Origin of the sequence: Luteirhabdus pelagi (assembly GCF_016827595.1) — a bacterium.
GTDB lineage: Bacteria > Bacteroidota > Bacteroidia > Flavobacteriales > Flavobacteriaceae > Luteirhabdus > Luteirhabdus pelagi.
In genome coordinates this window covers 765,355-786,748 of sequence record NZ_JAECMS010000001.1, presented here as the reverse complement: position 1 = coordinate 786,748, position 21,394 = coordinate 765,355, and the positions used below count along the sequence as shown (strand labels likewise).

The following is a 21,394-nucleotide window of genomic DNA, read 5'->3' as shown; positions in this document are numbered from 1 at the left end:
TAAATTTAGTTACAGAGCCATTGTTCATGGTCGTTATCGGGAAACCGATAACCCCCTAATGCCAAAACGGAGGAGTACTATTGGGCAATGGTTTTATTTTCAACTAAGGCAAGTGTTGCTTCATATATAGTGCAATCCAGCATTTTTGATTTCAACCAAGCATAAAAACTCATTACAAAAATGTCTTCTTCCTCATGAGAAAGCCATTGAAAAGTATGCTCTAGCTTCTCCTTGAATGCAAGTGTTTTGATTTGTTTAGGAGTTTCGTAATAGGTAAAGGCCAATTCTAGAAAATGAAGAACGCGTTCTTCCTGCATCGATTGCAACGTTTCCCTATGTTTTCTTCGAAAAGCTTGCAGCCTCGATACTACCAAGTCATATAAATTTAGTTCTATCAACAATAGGATTTCCATTATGGCTTTTTTAAGTGTCCATAGCAATCCTTTTCTCTTTTCATAAAATGAATCCGTATGCGAGAAGGTTTTAAGAATACTATATGCTTCGGAAAATTTGTGCTGTTGGAAAAGGCACATACACCCCGCTAACTGGAGGTCCCAGTCATCGCTGTTGCTTCTTTCAAATAACGAGAGCGCTTTTAGGGGTGCTCCGGTATAATTATGGTTCATGATTTTCATGAGTAGCAAACCGTTTTGAAATTGATTGGTGAAACCCTCATTTGCTTGGAGTTTGTCCTCCATTTTTTTAATAAAAACCTTAGACATTGAAAAGTCCTTATTTCTAAAATGGAAAATAGCCATTTCATATAAAATTTTTAAGTGAAAATAGGTATGCTTTTCTGCTTGCGACTCTTTTCGCACCGCTATTTCGTAGATGTCTTGTATTAAAGGTGAAATAGAATAATAGTCGCTTTTTGCTTGTGCAACCATGGTTGAAATATTCAAAATTTGATAAAGCGATTTGTATGTTAGGCTCGCGTCCAGTGTAATTCCGAGTTTGTCAAACTCTTTTGAAACAATAGATATTGCAGAGATATTTGAAGGTTTTCTTATCGATTCCTTCAATAATGCGTGAGCGTTATTTATTTTTAATTGCTGCCGGAAGCGCCGCATGTTTTCGTTAGATAACTGAATGAATTCTGATACTGGGTAATCCGATTGAAGATGCGAGAATTGAATGAACGTTTCATAGATTTCGTTCAATATTGAATAGAGTTCAAAATTCAGTGCTCGTTTTTCCGATTGTTTTAATAGTTTGAAGGCTACTGCCGCTTTTTTGTGTTCTAATAAAACGCGGCTAGCCAAAAGGACTTTAAGCAATTCCTGCTCTTCTGAAGCTTCGGTCTCAAAACTTTTATTTGCAAGATATTCAATCATGTTTTTTTCGAGACGACTACAAAGACCATAGAACGTATTTCGATTTGACGCGCCATAGATTTGCTCTGCCGCTTTGTTATGCTTTCCTTTTTCTATTAATGTGAAAAGCTGAATGTTTTTGGTGTCCCCACGCTGGTTCCGATTCCTAAGATACCTAACAAAAGCTTTGCTGTCTGTTTCTGAAAAAGTCTCGTAAATAGCCAATATATTCTTCATTGAATCGTAAGATATTAGAATATAAATATACTATGAATACTGTCATAACTACATAAAATCTTTAAAATGAATCATAAGATATGGTGTGATTCTGACTTTGAAATATTCCTTCGTCGCTTCATCTTTGTTTCATATTCACTTAAAAAGCGAGAATTATGGAAAATCAAAAAATAAGCGGCGATCGTAAAGATAATACGTTCGACAAATCGCTTAAAAAGAAGGAAAAGGAACTAGCCTGTAAACCAACCCCAGCGTTTATTTCGGCTTCATGGACAGCGCTATTTATCGGTATGGTAGGATATTGTGTTGGACTATGGAATGCCGATTTGTGGCTTAATGAAAAAGGCTATTATTTTACGATCTTATTGTTCGGCCTGTTCTCGGTCGTTTCGGTCCAGAAAAGTGTGCGTGATAAAAGAGAAGGGATTCCTGTTACAGAAGTTTATTACGGTATCAGTTGGTTTACTACTATTGCATCAATTCTATTATTAGTAATAGGGCTTTGGAATGCCGATATGGAACTGAGTGAAAAAGGTTTTTATGGGATGTCCTTTACACTTGCCCTCTTCTCTGCAGTTGCCGTACAGAAAAATACACGTGATTTGAAATTTTTAGAACAGCAAGACTTTTGATAGTGAAGGGCGGTGTTTTGCACCGCCCTTTTCTATTACTGTACCATCTGTACAAACAAGCCCTCATCGGTTTTTTCAACCTTCGCAAGTTTGTGTTTTGTCAACGCCTTGATACTTTTGTCCCATTTCTTATTGCTGAGGCCCGATTGGTCCTTCAGCTCGTTAAGGTCGATGCGATCCGCTTTTTTCAACAGTTCAAAAACGTGCTTTTCCTCATCCTTTAATTCAACCGTGATCTTTTTCTCCGGTTTCATCTGCGGGAAGAACAATACTTCCTGAATCGACTGATTATTCGTTAAGAACATGACCAGACGATCCATTCCGATGCCCATTCCGGCGGTCGGTGGCATTCCATATTCCAACGCTCGCAAAAAGTCGAAATCGATAAATTGAGTTGCCTCATCATCACCGCGATCAGCCAACTTCAACTGCGCTTCAAATCGCTCGCGTTGGTCGATCGGATCGTTCAGTTCGCTATAAGCATTGGCAATTTCCTTTCCGCAGACCATCAATTCAAAACGCTCGGTGAGTTCCGGGTTTTCCCGATGCGACTTGCACAATGGGCTCATTTCTTTTGGATAGTCGGTAATAAAAGTGGGTTGTATATAATGGGGTTCGCATTTTTCACCGAAAATTTCGTCGATCAATTTTCCCTTCCCCATGGTATCGTCTACTTCAATGCCTAAGTCTTCAGCAGCTTTGCGAAGTTCGTCCTCAGATTTGCCGGTAATATCGAATCCTGTATGGTCCTTTATAGCATCGGCCATCGTTACCCTCGGGTACGGTGCCTTAAAGTCCACCTCATGCTTGCCGAAGGTCGCCTTAGTAGTTCCGTTGACCTGTATGGCACAGTACTCCAACAATTGTTCACAGAAATCCATCATCCAATTATAATCCTTATAGGCCACGTAAATTTCCATAGCCGTAAACTCTGGATTATGGGTACGGTCCATCCCTTCGTTTCGGAAATTTTTGGAGAATTCATATACACCTTCAAACCCACCAACGATCAAACGCTTTAAATACAATTCGTTTGCAATTCGCATATACAAGGGAATGTCTAAGGAATTATGGTGCGTAACAAAAGGGCGTGCAGCAGCACCACCAGGAATGGGCTGCAAAACCGGCGTTTCTACTTCAAAATAACCCTTTTCGTTAAAGAAGGTTCGCATCGCGTTGAAAAGCTTCGTACGCTTCATGAAAATTTCCTTCACCTTCGGATTCACGGCTAAGTCGGCGTACCGCTGACGGTACCGCAGTTCTGGATCGTTGAATTCATCATAAGTGTTACCTTCACTATCGGTCTTAGGGAGCGGTAACGGACGCAAGGTCTTCGATAGCACCGTAAAGTCTTTGACCATAACGGTCTTTTCCCCAACATTAGTAGTGAACAATTCACCCTCAATTCCAATGAAATCACCTATATCGAGCAATTTCTTATATACATCGTTGTATTTTGTCTTATCGTCGCCTGGGCAAATCTCATCGCGATTAAAATATACCTGAATACGACCGGTACTATCCTGAAGTTCAGCAAAAGAAGCCTTTCCCTGGATACGTCGCGACATTAAACGACCGGCGATGGTAACCTTTTTGCCCTCCTCAAAATCCTGTTTCAGGGTTTTGGCATGATGGGTTACTTCGAATAAATCGGCAGGATACGGATTGATGCCTGCTTTCATAAGTTGTTCGCGCTTTTGACGTCGTACCTGTTCTTGTTCAGATAATTGCATAAAATTATGTTTTGCCCAGTTATTGGAAACCGCAAAGATACCAACAAACAAGTTCCAAACCAATACCAACAACCCTTGGAAATTAGGTGAAGGTTGCCATCTATTTAATTCGTAATTTTGCTTGCTATGAGCATTTGGAGAGTTTTATTGTCTATACTATTTCCGCCCTTGGCAGTCATCGATAAAGGATGTGGTTCCATTCTTATTGTGTTAATTTTGACTATCTTAGGATGGATCCCAGGCGTTATTGCCGCATTAATAATTTTGAATAATCCCAAAAACTAAATCGATGGTACGAAAGTTATTGTTACTCGGGTTTTTAGCCATGCTATTTGTAGGATGCCAGTTCACCGAAAAAATGGTCTTACAGGAAGATGGATCGGGAAGTATGCAACTAACCATGGATATGAGGGAAATGATGGCGTTTACATCTGAAATGGATACCACAACTACAAAAATGGATACCCTCATTGTTATGAAGGATATGCTTGAAGAGAAAAAGGACAGTATCTCAAAGCTATCAAAGGAAGAACAGGCACGCTTGAAAAAGTTGGAGCCGTATAAAATGCGGATGAAGATGAATTCTGAAGAGGAGGAAATGTTTATCACGATAATGCGTGATTTTAACGATGTTTCCGAAGCCAATAATATCATGGACGGACTCGGTAAGGGAACCAACTTTATGCCGAAATCGCCAAACACAAATGCCGAAGTCGAAGCCGATCCTGAAAGCGATGTGCTTGGGGTGCGATTCAGTTTTAAAAAGGGTATTTTCAAAAGAGATGGTTATGTGAAAAATGAGGAAGCCTATCAGAAGCAGTTGGATAGTCTAGACGGTGCCGAAGCATTTATGGGCGGTATGCGATACCGATTGGAATACACTTTTCCCCGGAAAATTAAATCGGTTAATATGGACGATGCCAGTTTTTCGCTTGATGGAAAAACCTTAAAAGTAGATAGAGGATTCTTGGAATATTTTAAAAATCCGGATGTATTAGACCTTGAAGTGGTGTTGGAGAATAAATGATGAATAAACGAATTCAACTAGAAGATTTAGGACGAAAGGATTACAAGGAAACTTGGGACTATCAAGAAGAGTTGTTTCAGAAGATCTTGAGTGTGAAGGTTTCAAACAGGAGGGAGAATACCGATCTTCCAACCCCCAACCATTTTCTTTTTGTAGAACATCCCCATGTGTATACCCTAGGAAAGAGCGGCGATAAATCGAATTTGTTAATTTCCGAAGAGAAACTAGCGGCTATTCAAGCCGACTTCTACAACATTAATCGTGGCGGCGATATTACCTATCACGGGCCGGGTCAGATTGTTGGCTATCCCATTCTTGATTTGGAAAATTTCTTTACCGATATCCATAAATATCTTCGATTATTAGAGGAAACCATTATTCGGACCTTAGCGGAATATGGTATTAAAGGCGAGCGTTCAGACGGTGAAACCGGTGTATGGTTGGATGTGGGTACTCCTTTTGCGAGAAAAATTTGTGCCATGGGAGTCCGTGCCAGTCGGTGGGTAACCATGCATGGGTTTGCCTTGAATGTGAATTCCGATTTGGGCTATTTCGACCATATGATTCCCTGTGGCATTAAAGGGAAATCGGTTACTTCCCTGAATGTTGAGGCAGGAAAGCCAGAAATTTCAATGGAGGTAGTTAAAGAAAAGTTGTTGAAGCATTTCAGCGAACTTTTCGAAGCTGAGTTGGTTGAAACCGTTGCTAGATAGTTTTCAGCTATACCCCAAACTGCCGAAGATGGTGGTCTAAATGCTTAAACTGCATTTGTCCCCATTGTTGCGCGGTAAAGGAGCCAAAAACAGGATGATTGGGCCAATCGTAATCCTTACCCTTTTCGTGAAACTCATCGAGCAAAGAAATCAACTGTTTCTTTTCTGTTTCAAAATCGCGTTCATCTTCTACCTTAAAACCGGGTGCGGTAGGTAAATTTTGCTTCCAAGGTTTATCATTGTACATTGAATTCTTGAAACTTCGGAAGATTATTCGCATAAACATATTGGGTCGTTTTAGGTCGCTTTTTCCCAACGGTGTTTCCAGTGCTTTTTGACAGTGGTGCATCATCTGACCTGCCGTCATACGGCCCCATTCGGGATTTTGACTTGGATCAACTTGGTCGATCCGTTGCTTTGTCTCAGTATATGCTTCAGGGTCAAATAAAGACTTCATGGCAAGTGTTTTAGCTCGGTTGGTTGTTTCACCATTAAAGATACATTATTATCTTTAAAGTGATAATATTTCAGTTTGAAAGAAACCGCTACATCCTTTTCCATAAAATGTTGGAACGAAGACGACCGGCCGCGTGAAAAAATGCAGGCAAAAGGTAAGGCTGCCCTCAGCGATGCCGAACTAATCGCCATATTGATCGGATCGGGGAATCGGGAGGAAAGTGCCGTCTCTCTAAGTCAACAGATTTTGGCCAGTGCCGAAAACAATTTATTGGAACTGGGCCGAAGAAGTATTGCGGAGCTCATGAAATTTAAGGGAATCGGCGAGGCAAAGGCTATTTCAATCGTCGCCGCCCTCGAATTAGGGCGCCGTCACCGTATGGGAGAAGCGCTAGAACGCAAGAAAATCAATTCCAGTCAATCGGTTTATGAAATCTTGCAACCTGTTTTAGGTGCCTTGCCACATGAAGAGTTTTGGATTCTGTACCTAAATAATTCAAATAAAATCCTTCAAATGGAGCAATTGAGTAAGGGTGGTATTACCGGTACTATGGTCGATGTTCGACTTGCGTTCAAAAAAGCGTTGGAATTGGGCGCAGTAAGTATTATTTTGGCACATAATCATCCAAGCGGTACCTTAAAACCGAGTCAGGCCGATATTCAGCTAACCAAAAAGCTAAAAACAGCAGGGGAAAGTCTGGATATCAAAGTGCTAGATCACGTCATTGTTACGGAAGCCGGGTATTTCAGTTTTGCCGACGATGCGATATTGTAATTTATGCTACTAGTTTACTGCCAAAAAGCCACTCCGAGAATCACTTATGTGTTCAAGCATGTAGTGACACGTATTTTAGGAGTTGAAGTCGGGTTCACTTCTGTTATCGAGGAATTGATTGCGCACAACGGACCAAAAATGTCCTATGGGAAACAGCCGATGGGAAACGAGATGTTTGTACAGAGCGCTGGGCTTTTGGAACAAAGTGGCGTTGAAAGTATCGAAATCGTTGTTTCACCTTGGGAAAATACTATTGGCTTTTTTAAGGTAGGAGAGAAGAGCGTCCTTCCTTACGATATCTTTTCAGCAGCTTTCTATTTGCTTAGTCGGTATGAAGAATATTTACCTCATGTAAAGGATGAAAAGGGAAGGTATCCCGCTACCGAGAGCTTGGGATACAAGGAAAAATTCTTGGAAACACCTGTTATCGATATCTGGGCTCAGAAATTTAAGGAGGTGCTGCATGGTCAGTTTCCATCCTTATCCATAAAAGCACGCGATACGCGAACCCATCATGTAATAAAGGCCGATAAGCCCTTCGCCTATGGGCAGAAGGGAATCTTTCGGTCGATGATTGGATACTTAAGCGATTTGGTTCGCTTCCGGTTTTCGAACCTGTACTTAAGAACACAAGTGTTGCTTCGACTTCGTAAAGATCCGTACGATACGTTTACTTGGTTGGTAAACATCGGAAAACAACATCGAAAATCTGTTACCGTATTCTTTTTATTAGGCGATGCGCTGCAGTTTGAGGATAGTTTGAACACTAAGCGAAGACAGTTTCAAATGAAGTTGAAATTCGTGGGTGATTACTATCAGGTCGGCACCTTATTTTCGTTTGCGGCCTTGCAGCAGTATTCAAAATTGAAGAGTGAGAAAAAATTTATGGAAGCTATCACCAATAGACCGTTACAAGCGTCGATGAATGCCGAATACGTGGTCGATTTACCTGATATTTATCGCGAATTGATAGAATTGGAAATCACGCGCGATTTCACCATGGTCTATAACACACATCCGGGATTTCGTGCCGGAACCTGTACACCATTCCTTTTTTATGATCTGGATTATGAAATAAAGACACCGCTTGAAATTCAGCCTTTGGCGATGACCACTCAGAGTATGGCAGGTAAGACACCCGCTCAAGTGCGTCAGAAGGTCGAGAATATGTACCGAGAGGTGTTCAAGGTGGGTGGCTTGTTTTCGATGGTGTATAGCAACACCGATTTTGCCGCTTCGGAACCTTCGCAATGGAAAAAGATTTTTACGGAAACCCTTCAACATTTATGAAAAGTATACAACATGTCTTTTTCGACCTAGATCATACGCTATGGGACTTCGACCGAAATTCGGCCTTGGCATTTCACAGGGTGTTTCGGAAATATGAGGTTAACATACCGTTGGAGCGCTTTCTAGAAGTATACGAACCCATCAATTTCGAATATTGGAAGCGCTTTCGTGAGGAGAGAGTGACCAAGCAAGAATTACGGCGCGGTCGGTTAATCGATGCGTTTGCGGAGTTGAAGGAGCGATTTCCGCTTAAAACTATCGATGCGATGGCAGTGGCCTATATCGATGAATTGCCTGGCGATAATCACCTTTTCGACCATGCCGAAACTATTTTAGCGTATTTGGCCCCAAAGTATCAGCTTCATATCATTACTAATGGGTTTCATGGGGTGCAACACAAAAAATTGGAAAACAGTGGTATCAAGAAGTATTTTTCAACAGTGACTACTTCTGAGGAAGCAGGTGTAAAGAAACCCAATCCTATTATCTTCAACACGGCCTTAGAAAAGGCAAAAGCAGCTCCTGATGAAAGTATTATGATAGGCGATACCTTTGAAGCCGATATTTTGGGAGCCCATGAAATTGGGATGAAAACGCTTTTTTATAATTACCGAAAGGAACCACCTTATGATGGGTTTTTAACGGTTTCGGAACTCCTTCACATAAAAAATCATCTATAATGAAATAACTGCTGTATACCTGCGTTATTTTTGTAAATCCCCAGCCCCATGAAGTTTATAACCATTCCGCACATTGCTGCCGTTGCAGTTTTACTGATGTGTATATCCTGTGTGAAAGACACTGATTTCGATCAGGCAGAGGATATCACGCTAACTCCTGTGGTAGAATTGGATCTGATCTATTTCGATCTTATAGCTGAAGATTTCATCGATCCCGAAACCGAACTGCCAACACTTACACTGCGCGATACTACTGAATTACGTTTTTTGGATGACAGTTTCAGTAGAGAAAGTATTCGGAGAGCAGATTTCTACTTTGAATTTACGAATTCCATACCGCGTGAGTTCGAGGTCGATTTCACCTTTCTTCGGGGAAGTAATAACGAATCGACCTATCAGACCGCTACTACCGTTATAGCCGGAACACCCCAAAATCCGCAGCAAACCATTTTCGAAGAAACGGTAGAAGGGGAAACAATTGATGACCTTACGCGCGCTTCTAAAGTTGTGGTGTCGGTGACCATTCCCTCGGCCGATGCTTCTCTTGAGGGATCCCTAAATCTTCAGTCGAAAACAACCTACTATTTGGAACTGTAACTACTTATGCGAACATTACTGATTTGTCTTTTTGCCTTTTGGGGTGGAACTTCTATTGCCCAGAACAAACAACTGCTCTATGGAATGGATGAGGTGCCACAGCACTTATTGCTGAATCCTGGGGGCAAGGTTTCGCAGAAGGTCCATATCGGTATTCCATTATTATCGCAACTTCATGTCAATGCAGGTGCTTCGGGGATCGCGGCCTATGATATTTTTCAAGAGAATGCAGGCGATATTAATGATCGAATTCGTACTGCAATTTTCGATATGGAAGCGGAGGACTTTTTTACCGCCACGGAACAACTACACTTACTAGACTTTGGCTGGCGTGCGCGGAATGAAATCTATTTTTCAGGAGGTGTGTATCAAGAGTTGGATATTATAAGTTACTTTCCGAGAGACCTTGCCATATTAGCTTGGGAAGGAAATCGAGACTATATCGGATATCCTTTCGATTTGGGTGAATTGAATGTTTCAGGTGAAATGATGACCGTATACCATTTCGGTGCGAATAAGGCGTTGACCGATGCGCTTACCGTTGGTGTCCGGGCGAAATTATATTCTAGTATGATTCAATTTTCAAGCACTGATAATCAAGGGACGTTTGTTACGGAGGTATCTGAAGATGGCGACAATATCTATAGGCACCGTTTAATTGATGCCGATGTGTCCTTACAGACAGCTGGTTTTGCTTCGCTACAAGAATTGGATGGTGCTAATGCCGTAACGAGTGAGCTATTAGGACGTAGCTTATTCGGCGGAAATATTGGGGTTGGGTTCGATATAGGTGCTACATACGATATTGGCCGTAATTGGACGGTTAGCGGAAGCATTTTAGACGCTGGTGTGACGTTTTATGGAAAGGATGTAGAGACGTATCAAGTAAATGGCTCTTATGACCTAAGCGGAATTGAGCTAATTTTTCCTCCGTTGGGCGAAGGAGAGGAAACCATTCCCTATTATTCAAATCTTGAAGATGATATTGAAGAAAGAGTAGGTTTAGATACAATTACTAATGGATATACCCGTTTACGACCGTTGAAGGTCAATGCTGCGGTTGAATATAGGTTTGGCCTACCGGTGGGAAGTGGCGCAGCCTGCGATTGCAAAAATCTGAACGGAGCCATTGATACCAATCAGGCAATAGGTGGTCAGCTGTACACCATATTTCGTCCGAAAGGACCACAATTGGCTGCCACCGCATTTTATTACCGAAAACTGTGGCAGTTTTTGTCGGCTAAAGCTACCTATACGATAGATCCCTATTCATTTTCAAATATTGGCCTTGGTGTCGTGGCCGATATAGGCAGCTTCAATATGTATCTTGCTGCCGACAACCTATTATGGTATAACAATTTGGCGAAAGCAAAAAGTGTATCTTTACAACTCGGATTAAACATTAAAATTGGTGAGGATGATTAAATACTATTTTGCGGTCTTAGTAATGTCGTTTAGCACGATGGTTTTCGGACAGGATGTATTAAATAATTACAGCTATGTGGTGGTTCCAGAGCAGTACGATTTCTTGGAAGGAAAAGACCGCTATCAGCTAAATAGCATGACTCGGTTTTATTTAGAGAAGCATGGTTTTAATGCTTATATGGCTGGCAAAGTACCAAATTTTAAGCGGTGTGATGGATTATATGCCGATGTGGTGAAGAATAGGGCATTCCTACGTACCGATCTACAAATTATCTTCAAAGATTGTAATGGCAGTATTGTTTTTGAAGGTCCAGAGGGAAGAAGTAAGTTCAAGGAGTTTCGAAAAGCATATCAAGTAGCGCTCCGAGAAGCCCTATCGGCAATGGAAACCATGGGGGTTCGACAACCGAAAGTGCTTCCAGATGCTGAAACGAATGAAATTGCTGCTGTCGAAAAGGAGTCGACAACGCCAGTAGTAACTACTAATACCGATAGTGAAACTAATACTGAGGAGGCTGATCAGCAAAATATGAGTCCAATGCCTTCGTCAAAATTTTCAGAATATTCCCGAAACGACACCTCCTATCTTTTACGTCAAAAAGGTGAAATTTTCATACTATATAAAAAATCTGATATGGATAGTTCAGGTTTTATAGAGGTCGGAACCTTGCTCAAAACAGAAAATGGGCTTCAATTGAAAGATATGAAAGGGGCTAGTTATGATGTTTATTTTGATGAAAACGATAACATGACCATTTTTAGGGATCAGGGTCCCGAGACCTATACCATTACAAAGAACTAGTAGTTATATTTATCCTTCCAAAGCACTTTTAAATAATCACGTAGCTTAGATTCTCTTGCATTCCTTCCAGGCTCGTAAAAAGTAGTACCACTTATTTCATCTGGTAAGAACTCATGGGCTACAAAATTGCCCTCATAGTTATGGGCATATTGATATTCCTTTCCGTACCCAAGTTCTTTCATCAATTTGGTAGGGGCATTTCGAATGGATAAGGGCACCGATAAATCGCCTTGTTGCCGTACGGCCTGTTGCGCTTTGTTTATCGCCTCGTAACTGGCGTTACTTTTTGCAGAAGTTGCTAAATAAATAGTGCACTGACTTAAAATAATACGAGCCTCGGGATACCCAATAGTGGTTACCGCCTGAAAGGTATTGTTTGCCATGACTAAGGCTGTGGGATTCGCATTCCCTATATCTTCCGACGCTAAAATAACCAAGCGTCTGGCGATGAATTTCACATCCTCTCCGCCTTCAATCATTCGCGCTAGCCAATAGACCGCTGCATTAGGGTCGCTGCCCCGAATCGATTTAATAAAGGCAGAAATAATATCATAGTGCTGATCGCCCGTTTTATCGTACAAGACCGTATTTCGCTGTACTTTCTGTTGCACCATGTCGTTCGTGATATTCACTTCATCTTTCTCCTCCGAAGTCACCAACAATTCGAGTGTATTTAAAAGTTTGCGTGCATCACCTCCTGAAATGCGTAATAAGGCTTCCGTTTCTGAAAGTGATATGTCTTTTTTTGAAAGCGACGTATCTTTTTCAATCGCACGGTGTAGAAGGGCTTCTAGGTCTTCTTTTGTAAAAGGCTTTAAGGTGTATACCTGACAACGAGATAAAAGTGCGGGAATAACCTCAAAGCTTGGGTTTTCGGTAGTAGCACCTATAAGGGTCACCCATCCTTTTTCGACCGCGCCGAGCAATGAATCTTGTTGCGATTTGCTGAAGCGGTGGATTTCATCTATAAATAGAATAGGGTTCTTTGTAGAGAATAGGGAATCGCTCTGCTTCGCTTTATTGATAACTTCCCGAACCGCTGCAACACCGCTATCAACGGCACTGAGCTGATAGAATGGACGGTCTGATTGGTTAGCAATGATATTTGCTAAAGTCGTTTTGCCGGTACCTGGTGGCCCCCATAGAATTAGCGAGGGCAGGTTTCCCGATTGTAACTGCTTGGTAAGAGATCCTTGGGGTCCTACTAAATGCTGCTGACTGATATAATCCTCCAACGTTTTAGGTCGGATGCGCTCTGCCAATGGTGTGTTCATACTGCAAAAGTACGATTTTAGATATAGCGCAACTGACAAAGTAACATATTGGTTATCTTGGGAGCATTATTTGTTATTTGGAATACTAATGGAAAAAACGACGCCCTTACGCTTCTATCCCGGTATTTTCTTATTTCCACTGTTATGGGTGGGGATGCTGTGGGTTATTTATTGGGCGGAGATTCGCTTCGGTTTTAATTTAAGGGAATTCGGTATTTATCCGATGCGCACCAAAGGGGTGATGGGAATTTTTACAGGTCCTTTCGTTCATGGTAGCTTAGAGCATTTATTTAATAATTCTATTCCGCTTTTAGTACTTACAGCCTCTCTGTTTTACTTCTATAGAAGAACCAAATGGATGGTTTTAATTTTAGGTTATCTGCTAACCGGAATTATTACATGGCTGATAGGCCGTCCAGCATGGCATATAGGGGTAAGCGGTGTTATTTATATGTTAGTAGCATTTTTGTTCTTTAGTGGAATTAGATCCAAGCAATACAGGCTTACCGCACTGTCATTTGTAGTTGTCTTTTTATATGGAAGCTTGCTGTGGTATGTTTTTCCCATAGATGATAAGATTTCGTGGGAAGGTCACTTAAGTGGTTTTATAGTTGGGACGGTGTTCGCCTATGTATTTAAAGGACCAAAAATTCCTGAAAAAAAATATGATTGGCAGCGAGACGACTACAATCCCGAGGAAGATCCTTTTCTTCAGCAATTTGATGAACATGGTAACTTTATAGAAAACCCAAAGCAGGAAGAAGTATCGGTGTCTCCTAGAATTAAAATTACCTATCGTTTCATTCCTAAGAAAGAAAGTGAAGAAGAATAGCCGTTACGCACGTTGCCGTACCACTTCATATAAAAAGGCGCCACAGGCTACCGACACATTCAATGAGTTTATTTCACCTAAGAGTGGGAGAGAAGCTTGATGATCTACCAATGACAGTACCGATTTGGAGATTCCCTTGCCTTCACTTCCCATCAAAATTGCGATGGGAGCATCTAATTTTTGCTCATAAATAGAAGTAGCTGTTTTTTCTGTAGCGGCTATAGTAGAAATACCGGAACCCTGTAAATAGAATATGGCATCCTTTATATGATCTACTTTACAGATAGGCACGTTGAAAATGGCACCAGCTGAAGCTTTTACCGTATCGCCGGTAACAGGAGCTCCACCTTTTTTCTGAATGATAATGGCATCCACGCCTGTACATTCTGCTGTTCGGATAATAGCTCCGAAATTACGGACGTCACTTATTTGATCAAGGAGTAAAAACAAGGGTGTTTTTGTGCTTGACAAGCTTTTCTCTACTACTTCTTCAATGGTAGAAAATGTGATAGGGGAGATAATGGCAGCAACGCCTTGGTGATTTCCTTTGGTGAGCCGATCTAATTTTTCGACGGGTACTTCATTAACGGAAGTGGTATCGAAATCGATTGCCGAACGTATCTCATCCAATTTGCTGCTTCTCAATCCTTTTTGAATATATACTTTGCCAATAGTAGTATCGGACTTTAGGGCTTCTAATACTGGATAGATTCCAAATACGATGCTTTCTTTTTTCATAATACAAAAATAAAAAACCGCTGCTTCATAATACGCGAAGCAGCGGTTTAGTTTCTAATCAAAAATAATTTTATTGATTAAGAGGCCATTCATAAAAATAAGCATGTCTTTCAGCAATCAAAAAAGTTTCTAGTACAGATGGATCCGAGATTACATGATCATCTGCATCGATACTAAAACCTCCGAAATAAACGCTCCCTGTATCAAGGTCAGACTCTGAAACGTTTAAGGCAGCTGCTATGTCAGCTTTTGTGAAAACTAATTCCGTGGGGAACTCGGTTATCGTAGCAATTACAACTCCATCTTCCGGGGGGCTTGTATTTCCATCGAAGCCTACAATTACATCATGAGAAACAATGTTTTCATCCTGTGAATTATAGTCGATCCTCACTTGATTTCCATTGTTCTCTGCCGTTAATCTAAAATCCCAGAAATTATTTCCCACGATGTCCTCTAAATCCTCATTTCTATCTTGGATACCGACATATGGGTATTGAGCATCGTCACTAAAAATTTCATCGCCGAAAAATGGCTCATCATCATTACAGCTACTAAGCGTAACGAGAAGTACCATCGCTGTTACAATATGTTTGAAATATTTTTTCATAATTTATTTTTTTAGTAGTCAAGGTTAAATGAAGTACTTTGCGCCCACCATGCTTTTTCAGCAATGCTTTTCTGTTGTGCATCTGGGTTGCTATTGTTATTTACGTAAATAGCAGGATAGTACATAGTATAGGTGAAAGTACCCGGATCGGATACGATGGATGGTGCCAAATCATCTGGATAACTCGTTCTTCTTAGGTTATTGTAAACTTCAAACCCATTACCCCAGGCAGCTTTATAAAACTCGGTGATAATTTCATTAAGCTTGGCATCAGTGCCTGCAGCATCGTCATAACGCTGCAATGCTTCCGCTATATAGTCATTAATTTCTGTAGATGTTGCACCTTCTCCGGAAGGTACTGCAGATGGTCTAAAGTTTGTGACCTTGTCCATTGACGCTTGAATTCCTGCTTCATAAGCATTTCTTGCTGCTACAGGATCATTATTCATCATAAGTTCTGCTTCGGCAATATAAAACCAAGAGAATGCTTGAGTCATTATAATGGATGCTCCGGCACCTGCAGCGCCCATAGAAGCATTCGTTGGTCCAGTTGTTCCATCATTATATTTTCCTCCTACAGGATATAGGCCATGTACGGTAATGTTCGGAAATTCAAACGCTACGTTTGGACCAGCATCACCGTGTTCTCTTCCAAATATCTCCCCATTTTGTAAATAGAAATAATAATTGAATCGAGGATCATCCTCCATTCTTCGGATCCAAGGTTCAGACATATATAATGAAGCACCTGCTATATATTGAGCTGTAAATAATGGATGTCGACTTTCTGGTTCAGCTTCAACTGACCAATCGAACTGAAAGTCACCATTATTATTAGAAATAAAACCTCCGTTATCAATAATGGAATTAATGATAGCATTGGCATCTATATTGTCATAACTCTCCAATCGTGATTGTACAATAGCTTTTAGCAATAGTGAGTTGGCTAAAGCTCTCCATTTTTCTTCATCTCCGTCATAATACAAGTCAGAAGGAATATTAACACTTCCACCCGCATCAATTAAATTAATTGAATTTTGAAGGAGTGCAATAGCGTCAACATAGATTTCTTTTCCAGAATCTCTACCTGGAGCTAAATTTTCACCCCCCTGTAAAGCCTCAGTATAAGGAACATCTCCGAAGGTATCTACTAGCGAAATAATTACATAGGCTTCCATAATTTGAGCCATTGCAATAATATTATTTGCATTTACCTCTTCATCTTCAATACCACTAGCGATTTCCTTTAATTGTTGGATTTCAACAAGGCAATCTGCATAAGCGTTGATCCAGCTTTCGTCAAAGGTGTCTGTCGTGAATTGATTTGTATAGAAGGGTGAATTTCTCATCAATTCCATACGAGATACTTGCGCGTTGAAGAATTGTAAGTCTTCAAAATAATCTACCAATCCAATTTGGCTTGCGTTAATAAGGAACTCGAGAGTTGCCTCATCGGCACCCTGATTGGAAGGGTCTTCCGTTAAGTTTGTGTCAATTGTCTCACAAGAAAATGTTGTAAGTACAATTGCCAACAAAATTGATTTTATATATATACTTTTCATGTCTGCTATTTTTATTTTTTAAAATGCTGCTTTTACACTAACACCAATTCTTCTAGAAGAAGGGCTAACGCCACCTTCAATACCAGCTCCATTACTATTTACGCCAGTACCGATAGAGTTAGTGTCTAAATTTAGTCCATCAGGAATATTTAAGGCTTTATAGTAGAGGTTCTCACCTACTACTGAGATTGAAAATCTTCCAAATGGTGTCTTATCTAATTGTTTAGAAGTAAAGGCGTATGTAAGCGCCACCTCTTGTAAACGTATTGTGGTACCATCGAAAATTCCGAATTGGTCCGGTCCGTTATTATATTCGTTAAAAAAGGCATCACCTGCACTAATAACAACGTCGTTAGGTTCCCCTGTAGCTGTATTTATTCCTGGCAGTACAAAACCAGCATTTTGCAAGCCATCTGTATCTGTTGTTAAACCACGACCTAGCAAAGAACGGGCGGTTGAAGAATAAATGTCTCCACCTTGTCTGTATTGAAGATTAGCGGTTAAGGAAAGATTCTTATAATTTATAGCAGTAAACATAGAGGCAACCCAATCTGGGTTAGGATTACCGATAATTTCGATATCTTCTGCAATTTCATATTGGCGACCATTAGTTAAAAGGTTGCCATCTTCGTCAGTTGCAATAACCTCACCTAATATAATATTGACCGGCTCTCCTTCAATTAGGTAGTTCCCTACTGTTCCGAGGGTTGTTACAGCAAATCTATCTTCTTCTAATTCTGTTACCTCAGAGTCATTCTTGGTGAAGTTTCCACCTAGGCTAAACGAGAAGTCTTCAGATTGAAGAAGGGTTGCATTCAGTTGAATCTCGATACCATCAATCTCGAACTCATTAACGTTCTGGGGATAGGTAGTATATCCTGTTGAAGGATCTAGCTGTCGGGAGAAAATCAAATCACTAGTAACTCGTTTAAAGTAACTCGCATCTAATGAAATTCTGCTATTCCAGAAGCGTGCTTCCAATCCTGTTTCATATTCTTCAACCAATGCAGGGCCAAGGTCGCTGTTAGCTAATGAGTTTGAGACAAAATCTGTACTGATAGGTGTTCCATTTAATGTGATCAAATTGGAATTCTGACTCAACAATTGTTGAATCGGATAAGGAGTAAAATTTCCAAATGCAGAACCGCCTGGAACGTTGAAGTTTGCAGAAGAACCGTAGTTTCCGCGTAATTTCAAGTAACCTAACACGTCTCCTTTCAAAAAGTCGAAAGCTTCGGTGGGAATTACCGATAGGCCTACTCCAGGATAAAACTGTGAATTGTTTACGAAGTTGGAGGTCCAGTCGTTTCGAGCACTTCCGGTTAGGAAAACGATATTTTTATAATCGAATGTAGCTTGCGCCAAGATACCAGGTCGATTAAGTTCATACTCTTGAGAATTACCAGACGTCTCTTCAAAAAACTGATGTCCAAATTGATCAAAAACTGTCTGAATAGAACTGCTTGTTAATTCAATTTTTTCTGTTCTTCTAGAAATATCCACACCAACATTCGCAGAAATCCCGAAATTATCGTCGAAGAAACGTTTATCGAAATTTAATAGGAATGTGTGCGTGAATAGACTTGTCTTTAGTGTGCTTGTATCATAACTACCATCGACAAATGTTGCATTGGTGCTACCACGGTTAACTTGAGATTCTCGACGTTCGATAGCGATGTCCGTACCGAAAGTATAGGTTGCATTCAAGTAATCGGTGAATGGGTAGCTAACAGAAATCTGTCCATAGGTTCTATCAACTTCCTCACCTACCTTGGAATTGTCTAAGTACCAATAAGGGTTAGATGCTCCCGAATCGTTTTGAAAGTTGATTTCACGACCGTCTAAGGGATGCTCATATGGAAAACCTTCCAAGTCTATACTTCTAGGGGTGTTCAATAATCCTGTGAAAATAGGACCAACAAATGGTGCTCTGAAATTAACACGAGAATAATTTAAAGTAGAAGAAACATCAAATTTGTTTGCAAGCTTGGCATTACCTCCGATAGAAATACTATTACGTTCCAGGTTGTTGCCAGGCATGAATCCTTCGTCATCTAGATGACTAATACCCATGCTATATCCAAAATTCTCTGTTCCTCCATTTACATTTGCATTGATATTCTTTACAATACCAGTTCTAAAAAAGTTTTCTTGCGATTTGTAATTCTTGTAGTCAACTCTCGAGTCTGCTAGATCTGGAAACCCATCATTAAAGACAGGGCTACCAAGGCCATATGGATGGGCCACCTGACCTTCGCTATCAATATTTCCATAATCCGTTCTGCCAAAAGTAGCTCCCCAGTTTCCAAAGAAATTATAGTATGCATCATAATACCCTTGTCCTCTTTCATCAGTAAAGTCTGGGAGAGAAGCAATATCGTTGAAGAAAGTGGATACCGTTAATGTGACTTCAGTTTTCTTATTAATATTGGCGCCAGCATTACCTGCTTTTGTAGTAATTACAACAACACCATTACGGCCATCAGCCCCATAAAGGGTGGTGGCACTTAGACCTTTAAGGACGTTTACACTAGCGATATTATTAGGATCAATATCTAAAGAGCGACTTGTGCCCGCTATTCCAGTACCGTTGGTCGCAGTATTGAACCGTACTCCATCTACTACATATAGTGGCTGGTTATCGCCAAAAGAGGTAAGGCCACGAATTACAACACTAGATCCTGCCCCGGAAAGACCACTAGCATTAATAATATTTACACCAGCAGCTTTACCGCGAAGAATCTTCGTGATATCCCCTGTAGCACGTTGTTCGATATCTTCAGAGTTAAGTGTTGTAACAGCATATCCCAACGCTTTCTTCTCTTTCTTAATGCCAAGTGCTGTAACCACAACTTCATCTAATTGTGCAGCATCTTCGGACATCGTAACATTAACAGTATTTGATGCCGCTGTTACTGGAACTTCTTGTGTTGAGAAGCCTACATAACTAAACACTAGTGTTTGTCCAGTACTTGCTTGAATAGTGTAGTTTCCATCGAAATCGGACTGCGTTCCGATCGTTGAATTTTTTACCAGAATATTCACTCCTGGTAGCGGCAATCCGTTATTATCAGTAACGGAACCAGAAATGGTCTTCTGTTGCGCCAATAAAAACGTGCTGGTCAACAAGAAAAAACCGCTTAGGATCAATCGTAATTTTGTTCTCATTAGTTAGAATACTTTAAAATGTTTATTACAAAAATGCTAATTATCTGTTAAACAACCACAGAATTTCTTAATATTTCACTTCTTGGGAATTTAATTTGTTACAACTAATTAGTAATTACAATTGATTTTCTAAAATACTGAAATTAAAAAAGCAGCCTTTTAAGAGGCTGCTTTTTTTACCGATAAATTAATTTTCCTATTGATTGATAGGAGTTGGAGTAAATAAACTTGGTACCGGTTGTGGCGCATTCGGGTTCGCATCGAGTTCTGCTTGTGGATACAAAAATCGCTGCGGTAACTGACTGCCTTGTTTAAGTGGTACTCCCAACAAGTTATCGGTTCTGGCTAAATCATGTGCTGTCTGTGCTGATGGAAAAAGTGTAATGTATTTCTCTTCTAAAATATGACGTAATAGAGTGTTCCCGGAAGCCGTAGAATTTGGAAAAGAGGCACCATATTGGTCCGCTAATTCTGCACGAACTCCGTTTAATGTATTACGAGCTAATGTTTCGTTGTTCGTTCTATAAGCTGCTTCGGCTAGAATCAACTGATTTTCGTACCATGAAACAATTGGCGCATTCGCATCCGGTCCAAAGATGCCAACACCTTCTTCCAAGTTGTAATCACCGTTTTCATCATAGTAGAAGTTATATCTTGCTGATTCGCCGGGAGTGTCCAATAATCTATTAACATCATTTGTAGTATCGACCAGTTCTTCTAAATATGAATTTTCGGTGGTGGTGTCGCCCGCTCTCTGAAGAAAGGCAAATTGCCAATACAGGTTTTGAGCACCTCCAGAATTAGTATGAACGGCATATAAGCCATCACCATTGTTAGAAATCCCATTTTGAGCAGCAGACAATGCGTCTCCGTAATTTCGTACCAACAAGTAATATCTGGCTTTCAGCGTATAGGCTAATTCCTGTAGAGTTGTCCCAGAGGATGTCCCCCCAGAACTATCTGAGAAATAAAAGGTAGCGCCTCCTCCAACGGCAATTGCCTCATCAAGCAAAGACTGAACGTTTTGAAGAACCTGTGCTTGCGGGTCGTAAACAGGAGAATCAGTTGAGCCTCCTGCTTCAGAATCTGGAACATCACCGAAGGATGCTGCCAACTCACCTAAAAACATTGCTTCAAAAAATAGTGCCGTCGCATATGCGTCATCGTCAGCCTCAGATTGTGCGCTAGCTTTACCCAAACGAGCTTGTGTAATGCCTTCCACATATAGGTTACTCCAAAGAGCATCAAAATCGGTAGGGGTAAATGAATAGTTTTCATAACCTGCCCATTGGTTGTTTAATCCAACGATATAGTTTGAAAAGATTCCGCCATATCTAACAGCGTCACTCTCGGCCAAATATACAGCCACAAGCTCTGCTTGGCTAATTAGGTTGACTGTGGGAACTTCTCCTACAGTATTTGGATCATCTTCTAAATTAGAACCCTTCAATAAATCCTCGCAAGAAATCATTGTTAGGGATAGGAGACATAAAATGCTAATTCTATAAAATAGTTTCATATTGCTTTATTTTT

Annotated in this window: 20 protein-coding genes; 11 read left to right on the top strand and 9 right to left on the bottom strand. The window is 40.6% G+C overall.

Annotation, left to right across the window (positions count from 1 at the left end):
• Nucleotides 1–77: 77 nt before the first annotated feature.
• On the bottom strand, nucleotides 78–1,550 hold the full coding sequence (locus I4Q58_RS03645) for a hypothetical protein (protein ID WP_203293798.1): 1,473 nt from the start codon (nucleotides 1,548–1,550) through the stop codon (nucleotides 78–80).
• Between the two features lie 155 nt (nucleotides 1,551–1,705).
• Between I4Q58_RS03645 and yiaA the strand changes: the two genes are divergently transcribed.
• Nucleotides 1,706–2,182, top strand: coding sequence for an inner membrane protein YiaA (gene yiaA / locus I4Q58_RS03640; RefSeq protein ID WP_203293796.1), 477 nt, complete (start codon nucleotides 1,706–1,708; stop codon nucleotides 2,180–2,182).
• A 35-nt stretch (nucleotides 2,183–2,217) separates the two neighbouring features.
• On the opposite strand, the gene lysS is transcribed toward yiaA, so the two are convergent.
• The gene (gene lysS / locus I4Q58_RS03635; RefSeq protein ID WP_203293794.1) at nucleotides 2,218–3,915 is read right to left on the bottom strand and encodes a lysine--tRNA ligase; all 1,698 of its coding nucleotides are present in this window, start codon (nucleotides 3,913–3,915) and stop codon (nucleotides 2,218–2,220) included.
• Nucleotides 3,916–4,041: 126 nt separating this feature from the next.
• Here lysS and I4Q58_RS03630 point away from each other — a divergent pair, with 126 nt between their 5' ends.
• Genes I4Q58_RS03630 through lipB form a run of 3 tightly spaced genes read left to right on the top strand, consistent with a single transcriptional unit; the run spans nucleotide 4,042 to nucleotide 5,655 of the window.
• Nucleotides 4,042–4,200 carry a YqaE/Pmp3 family membrane protein gene (locus I4Q58_RS03630; RefSeq protein ID WP_203293792.1) on the top strand — a complete coding sequence of 53 codons (159 nt, stop codon included), beginning with the start codon at nucleotides 4,042–4,044 and terminating at the stop codon, nucleotides 4,198–4,200.
• A 4-nt stretch (nucleotides 4,201–4,204) separates the two neighbouring features.
• The gene (locus I4Q58_RS03625) at nucleotides 4,205–4,942 is read left to right on the top strand and encodes a hypothetical protein (protein WP_203293790.1); all 738 of its coding nucleotides are present in this window, start codon (nucleotides 4,205–4,207) and stop codon (nucleotides 4,940–4,942) included.
• Entirely contained in the window at nucleotides 4,942–5,655 is a 714-nt protein-coding gene (gene lipB, locus I4Q58_RS03620) for a lipoyl(octanoyl) transferase LipB (RefSeq protein WP_203294366.1), read from the top strand. The genes I4Q58_RS03625 and lipB overlap by 1 nt, the downstream gene beginning before the upstream one ends.
• A 7-nt stretch (nucleotides 5,656–5,662) precedes the next feature.
• Here the strand turns inward: lipB and I4Q58_RS03615 are convergent, their stop codons facing one another.
• Nucleotides 5,663–6,112, bottom strand: coding sequence for a DUF1569 domain-containing protein (locus I4Q58_RS03615; RefSeq protein ID WP_203293788.1), 450 nt, complete (start codon nucleotides 6,110–6,112; stop codon nucleotides 5,663–5,665).
• 75 nt (nucleotides 6,113–6,187) lie between these two features.
• Between I4Q58_RS03615 and radC the strand changes: the two genes are divergently transcribed.
• Genes radC through I4Q58_RS03585 form a run of 6 tightly spaced genes read left to right on the top strand, consistent with a single transcriptional unit; the run spans nucleotide 6,188 to nucleotide 11,680 of the window.
• Nucleotides 6,188–6,886 carry a RadC family protein gene (radC, locus tag I4Q58_RS03610; protein ID WP_203293786.1) on the top strand — a complete coding sequence of 233 codons (699 nt, stop codon included), beginning with the start codon at nucleotides 6,188–6,190 and terminating at the stop codon, nucleotides 6,884–6,886.
• A gap of 3 nt (nucleotides 6,887–6,889) precedes the next feature.
• Nucleotides 6,890–8,176 carry a DUF7033 domain-containing protein gene (locus tag I4Q58_RS03605; protein WP_203293784.1) on the top strand — a complete coding sequence of 429 codons (1,287 nt, stop codon included), beginning with the start codon at nucleotides 6,890–6,892 and terminating at the stop codon, nucleotides 8,174–8,176.
• Nucleotides 8,173–8,856 (top strand): YjjG family noncanonical pyrimidine nucleotidase, encoded by a 684-nt coding sequence (locus I4Q58_RS03600; protein WP_203293782.1) that lies wholly within the window; start codon nucleotides 8,173–8,175, stop codon nucleotides 8,854–8,856. Before I4Q58_RS03605 ends, I4Q58_RS03600 begins: the two co-directional genes overlap by 4 nt.
• 48 nt (nucleotides 8,857–8,904) lie before the next feature.
• Nucleotides 8,905–9,453, top strand: a complete 549-nt coding sequence (locus I4Q58_RS03595) for a hypothetical protein (RefSeq protein ID WP_203293780.1) — start codon at nucleotides 8,905–8,907, stop codon at nucleotides 9,451–9,453.
• A 6-nt stretch (nucleotides 9,454–9,459) separates the two neighbouring features.
• Nucleotides 9,460–10,878, top strand: coding sequence for a DUF5723 family protein (locus I4Q58_RS03590; protein ID WP_203293778.1), 1,419 nt, complete (start codon nucleotides 9,460–9,462; stop codon nucleotides 10,876–10,878).
• The gene (locus I4Q58_RS03585) at nucleotides 10,871–11,680 is read left to right on the top strand and encodes a hypothetical protein (RefSeq protein ID WP_203293776.1); all 810 of its coding nucleotides are present in this window, start codon (nucleotides 10,871–10,873) and stop codon (nucleotides 11,678–11,680) included. Before I4Q58_RS03590 ends, I4Q58_RS03585 begins: the two co-directional genes overlap by 8 nt.
• Here the strand turns inward: I4Q58_RS03585 and I4Q58_RS03580 are convergent.
• Nucleotides 11,677–12,954: a replication-associated recombination protein A gene (locus tag I4Q58_RS03580; RefSeq protein WP_203293774.1), complete on the bottom strand. Its 1,278-nt coding sequence runs from the start codon at nucleotides 12,952–12,954 to the stop codon at nucleotides 11,677–11,679. The two genes, I4Q58_RS03585 and I4Q58_RS03580, sit on opposite strands and share 4 nt — an antisense overlap.
• A gap of 88 nt (nucleotides 12,955–13,042) precedes the next feature.
• On the opposite strand from I4Q58_RS03580, the gene I4Q58_RS03575 reads away from it, so the two are divergent.
• On the top strand, nucleotides 13,043–13,786 hold the full coding sequence (locus I4Q58_RS03575) for a rhomboid family intramembrane serine protease (RefSeq protein WP_203293772.1): 744 nt from the start codon (nucleotides 13,043–13,045) through the stop codon (nucleotides 13,784–13,786).
• Between the two features lie 3 nt (nucleotides 13,787–13,789).
• Here the strand turns inward: I4Q58_RS03575 and rlmB are convergent, their stop codons facing one another.
• From rlmB to I4Q58_RS03550, 5 genes are all read right to left on the bottom strand, one after another.
• Nucleotides 13,790–14,524, bottom strand: a complete 735-nt coding sequence (gene rlmB, locus I4Q58_RS03570) for a 23S rRNA (guanosine(2251)-2'-O)-methyltransferase RlmB (protein WP_203293770.1) — start codon at nucleotides 14,522–14,524, stop codon at nucleotides 13,790–13,792.
• Between the two features lie 70 nt (nucleotides 14,525–14,594).
• On the bottom strand, nucleotides 14,595–15,131 hold the full coding sequence (locus I4Q58_RS03565) for a hypothetical protein (protein ID WP_203293768.1): 537 nt from the start codon (nucleotides 15,129–15,131) through the stop codon (nucleotides 14,595–14,597).
• 11 nt (nucleotides 15,132–15,142) lie between these two features.
• Nucleotides 15,143–16,693: a SusD/RagB family nutrient-binding outer membrane lipoprotein gene (locus I4Q58_RS03560; RefSeq protein ID WP_203293766.1), complete on the bottom strand. Its 1,551-nt coding sequence runs from the start codon at nucleotides 16,691–16,693 to the stop codon at nucleotides 15,143–15,145.
• Between the two features lie 18 nt (nucleotides 16,694–16,711).
• Nucleotides 16,712–19,861 (bottom strand): SusC/RagA family TonB-linked outer membrane protein, encoded by a 3,150-nt coding sequence (locus tag I4Q58_RS03555; RefSeq protein WP_203293764.1) that lies wholly within the window; start codon nucleotides 19,859–19,861, stop codon nucleotides 16,712–16,714.
• Nucleotides 19,862–20,057: 196 nt separating this feature from the next.
• A complete protein-coding gene (locus I4Q58_RS03550; protein WP_203293762.1) occupies nucleotides 20,058–21,380 on the bottom strand; it encodes a SusD/RagB family nutrient-binding outer membrane lipoprotein in 1,323 nt (440 codons plus the stop codon).
• Between the last annotated feature and the right edge of the window lie 14 nt (nucleotides 21,381–21,394).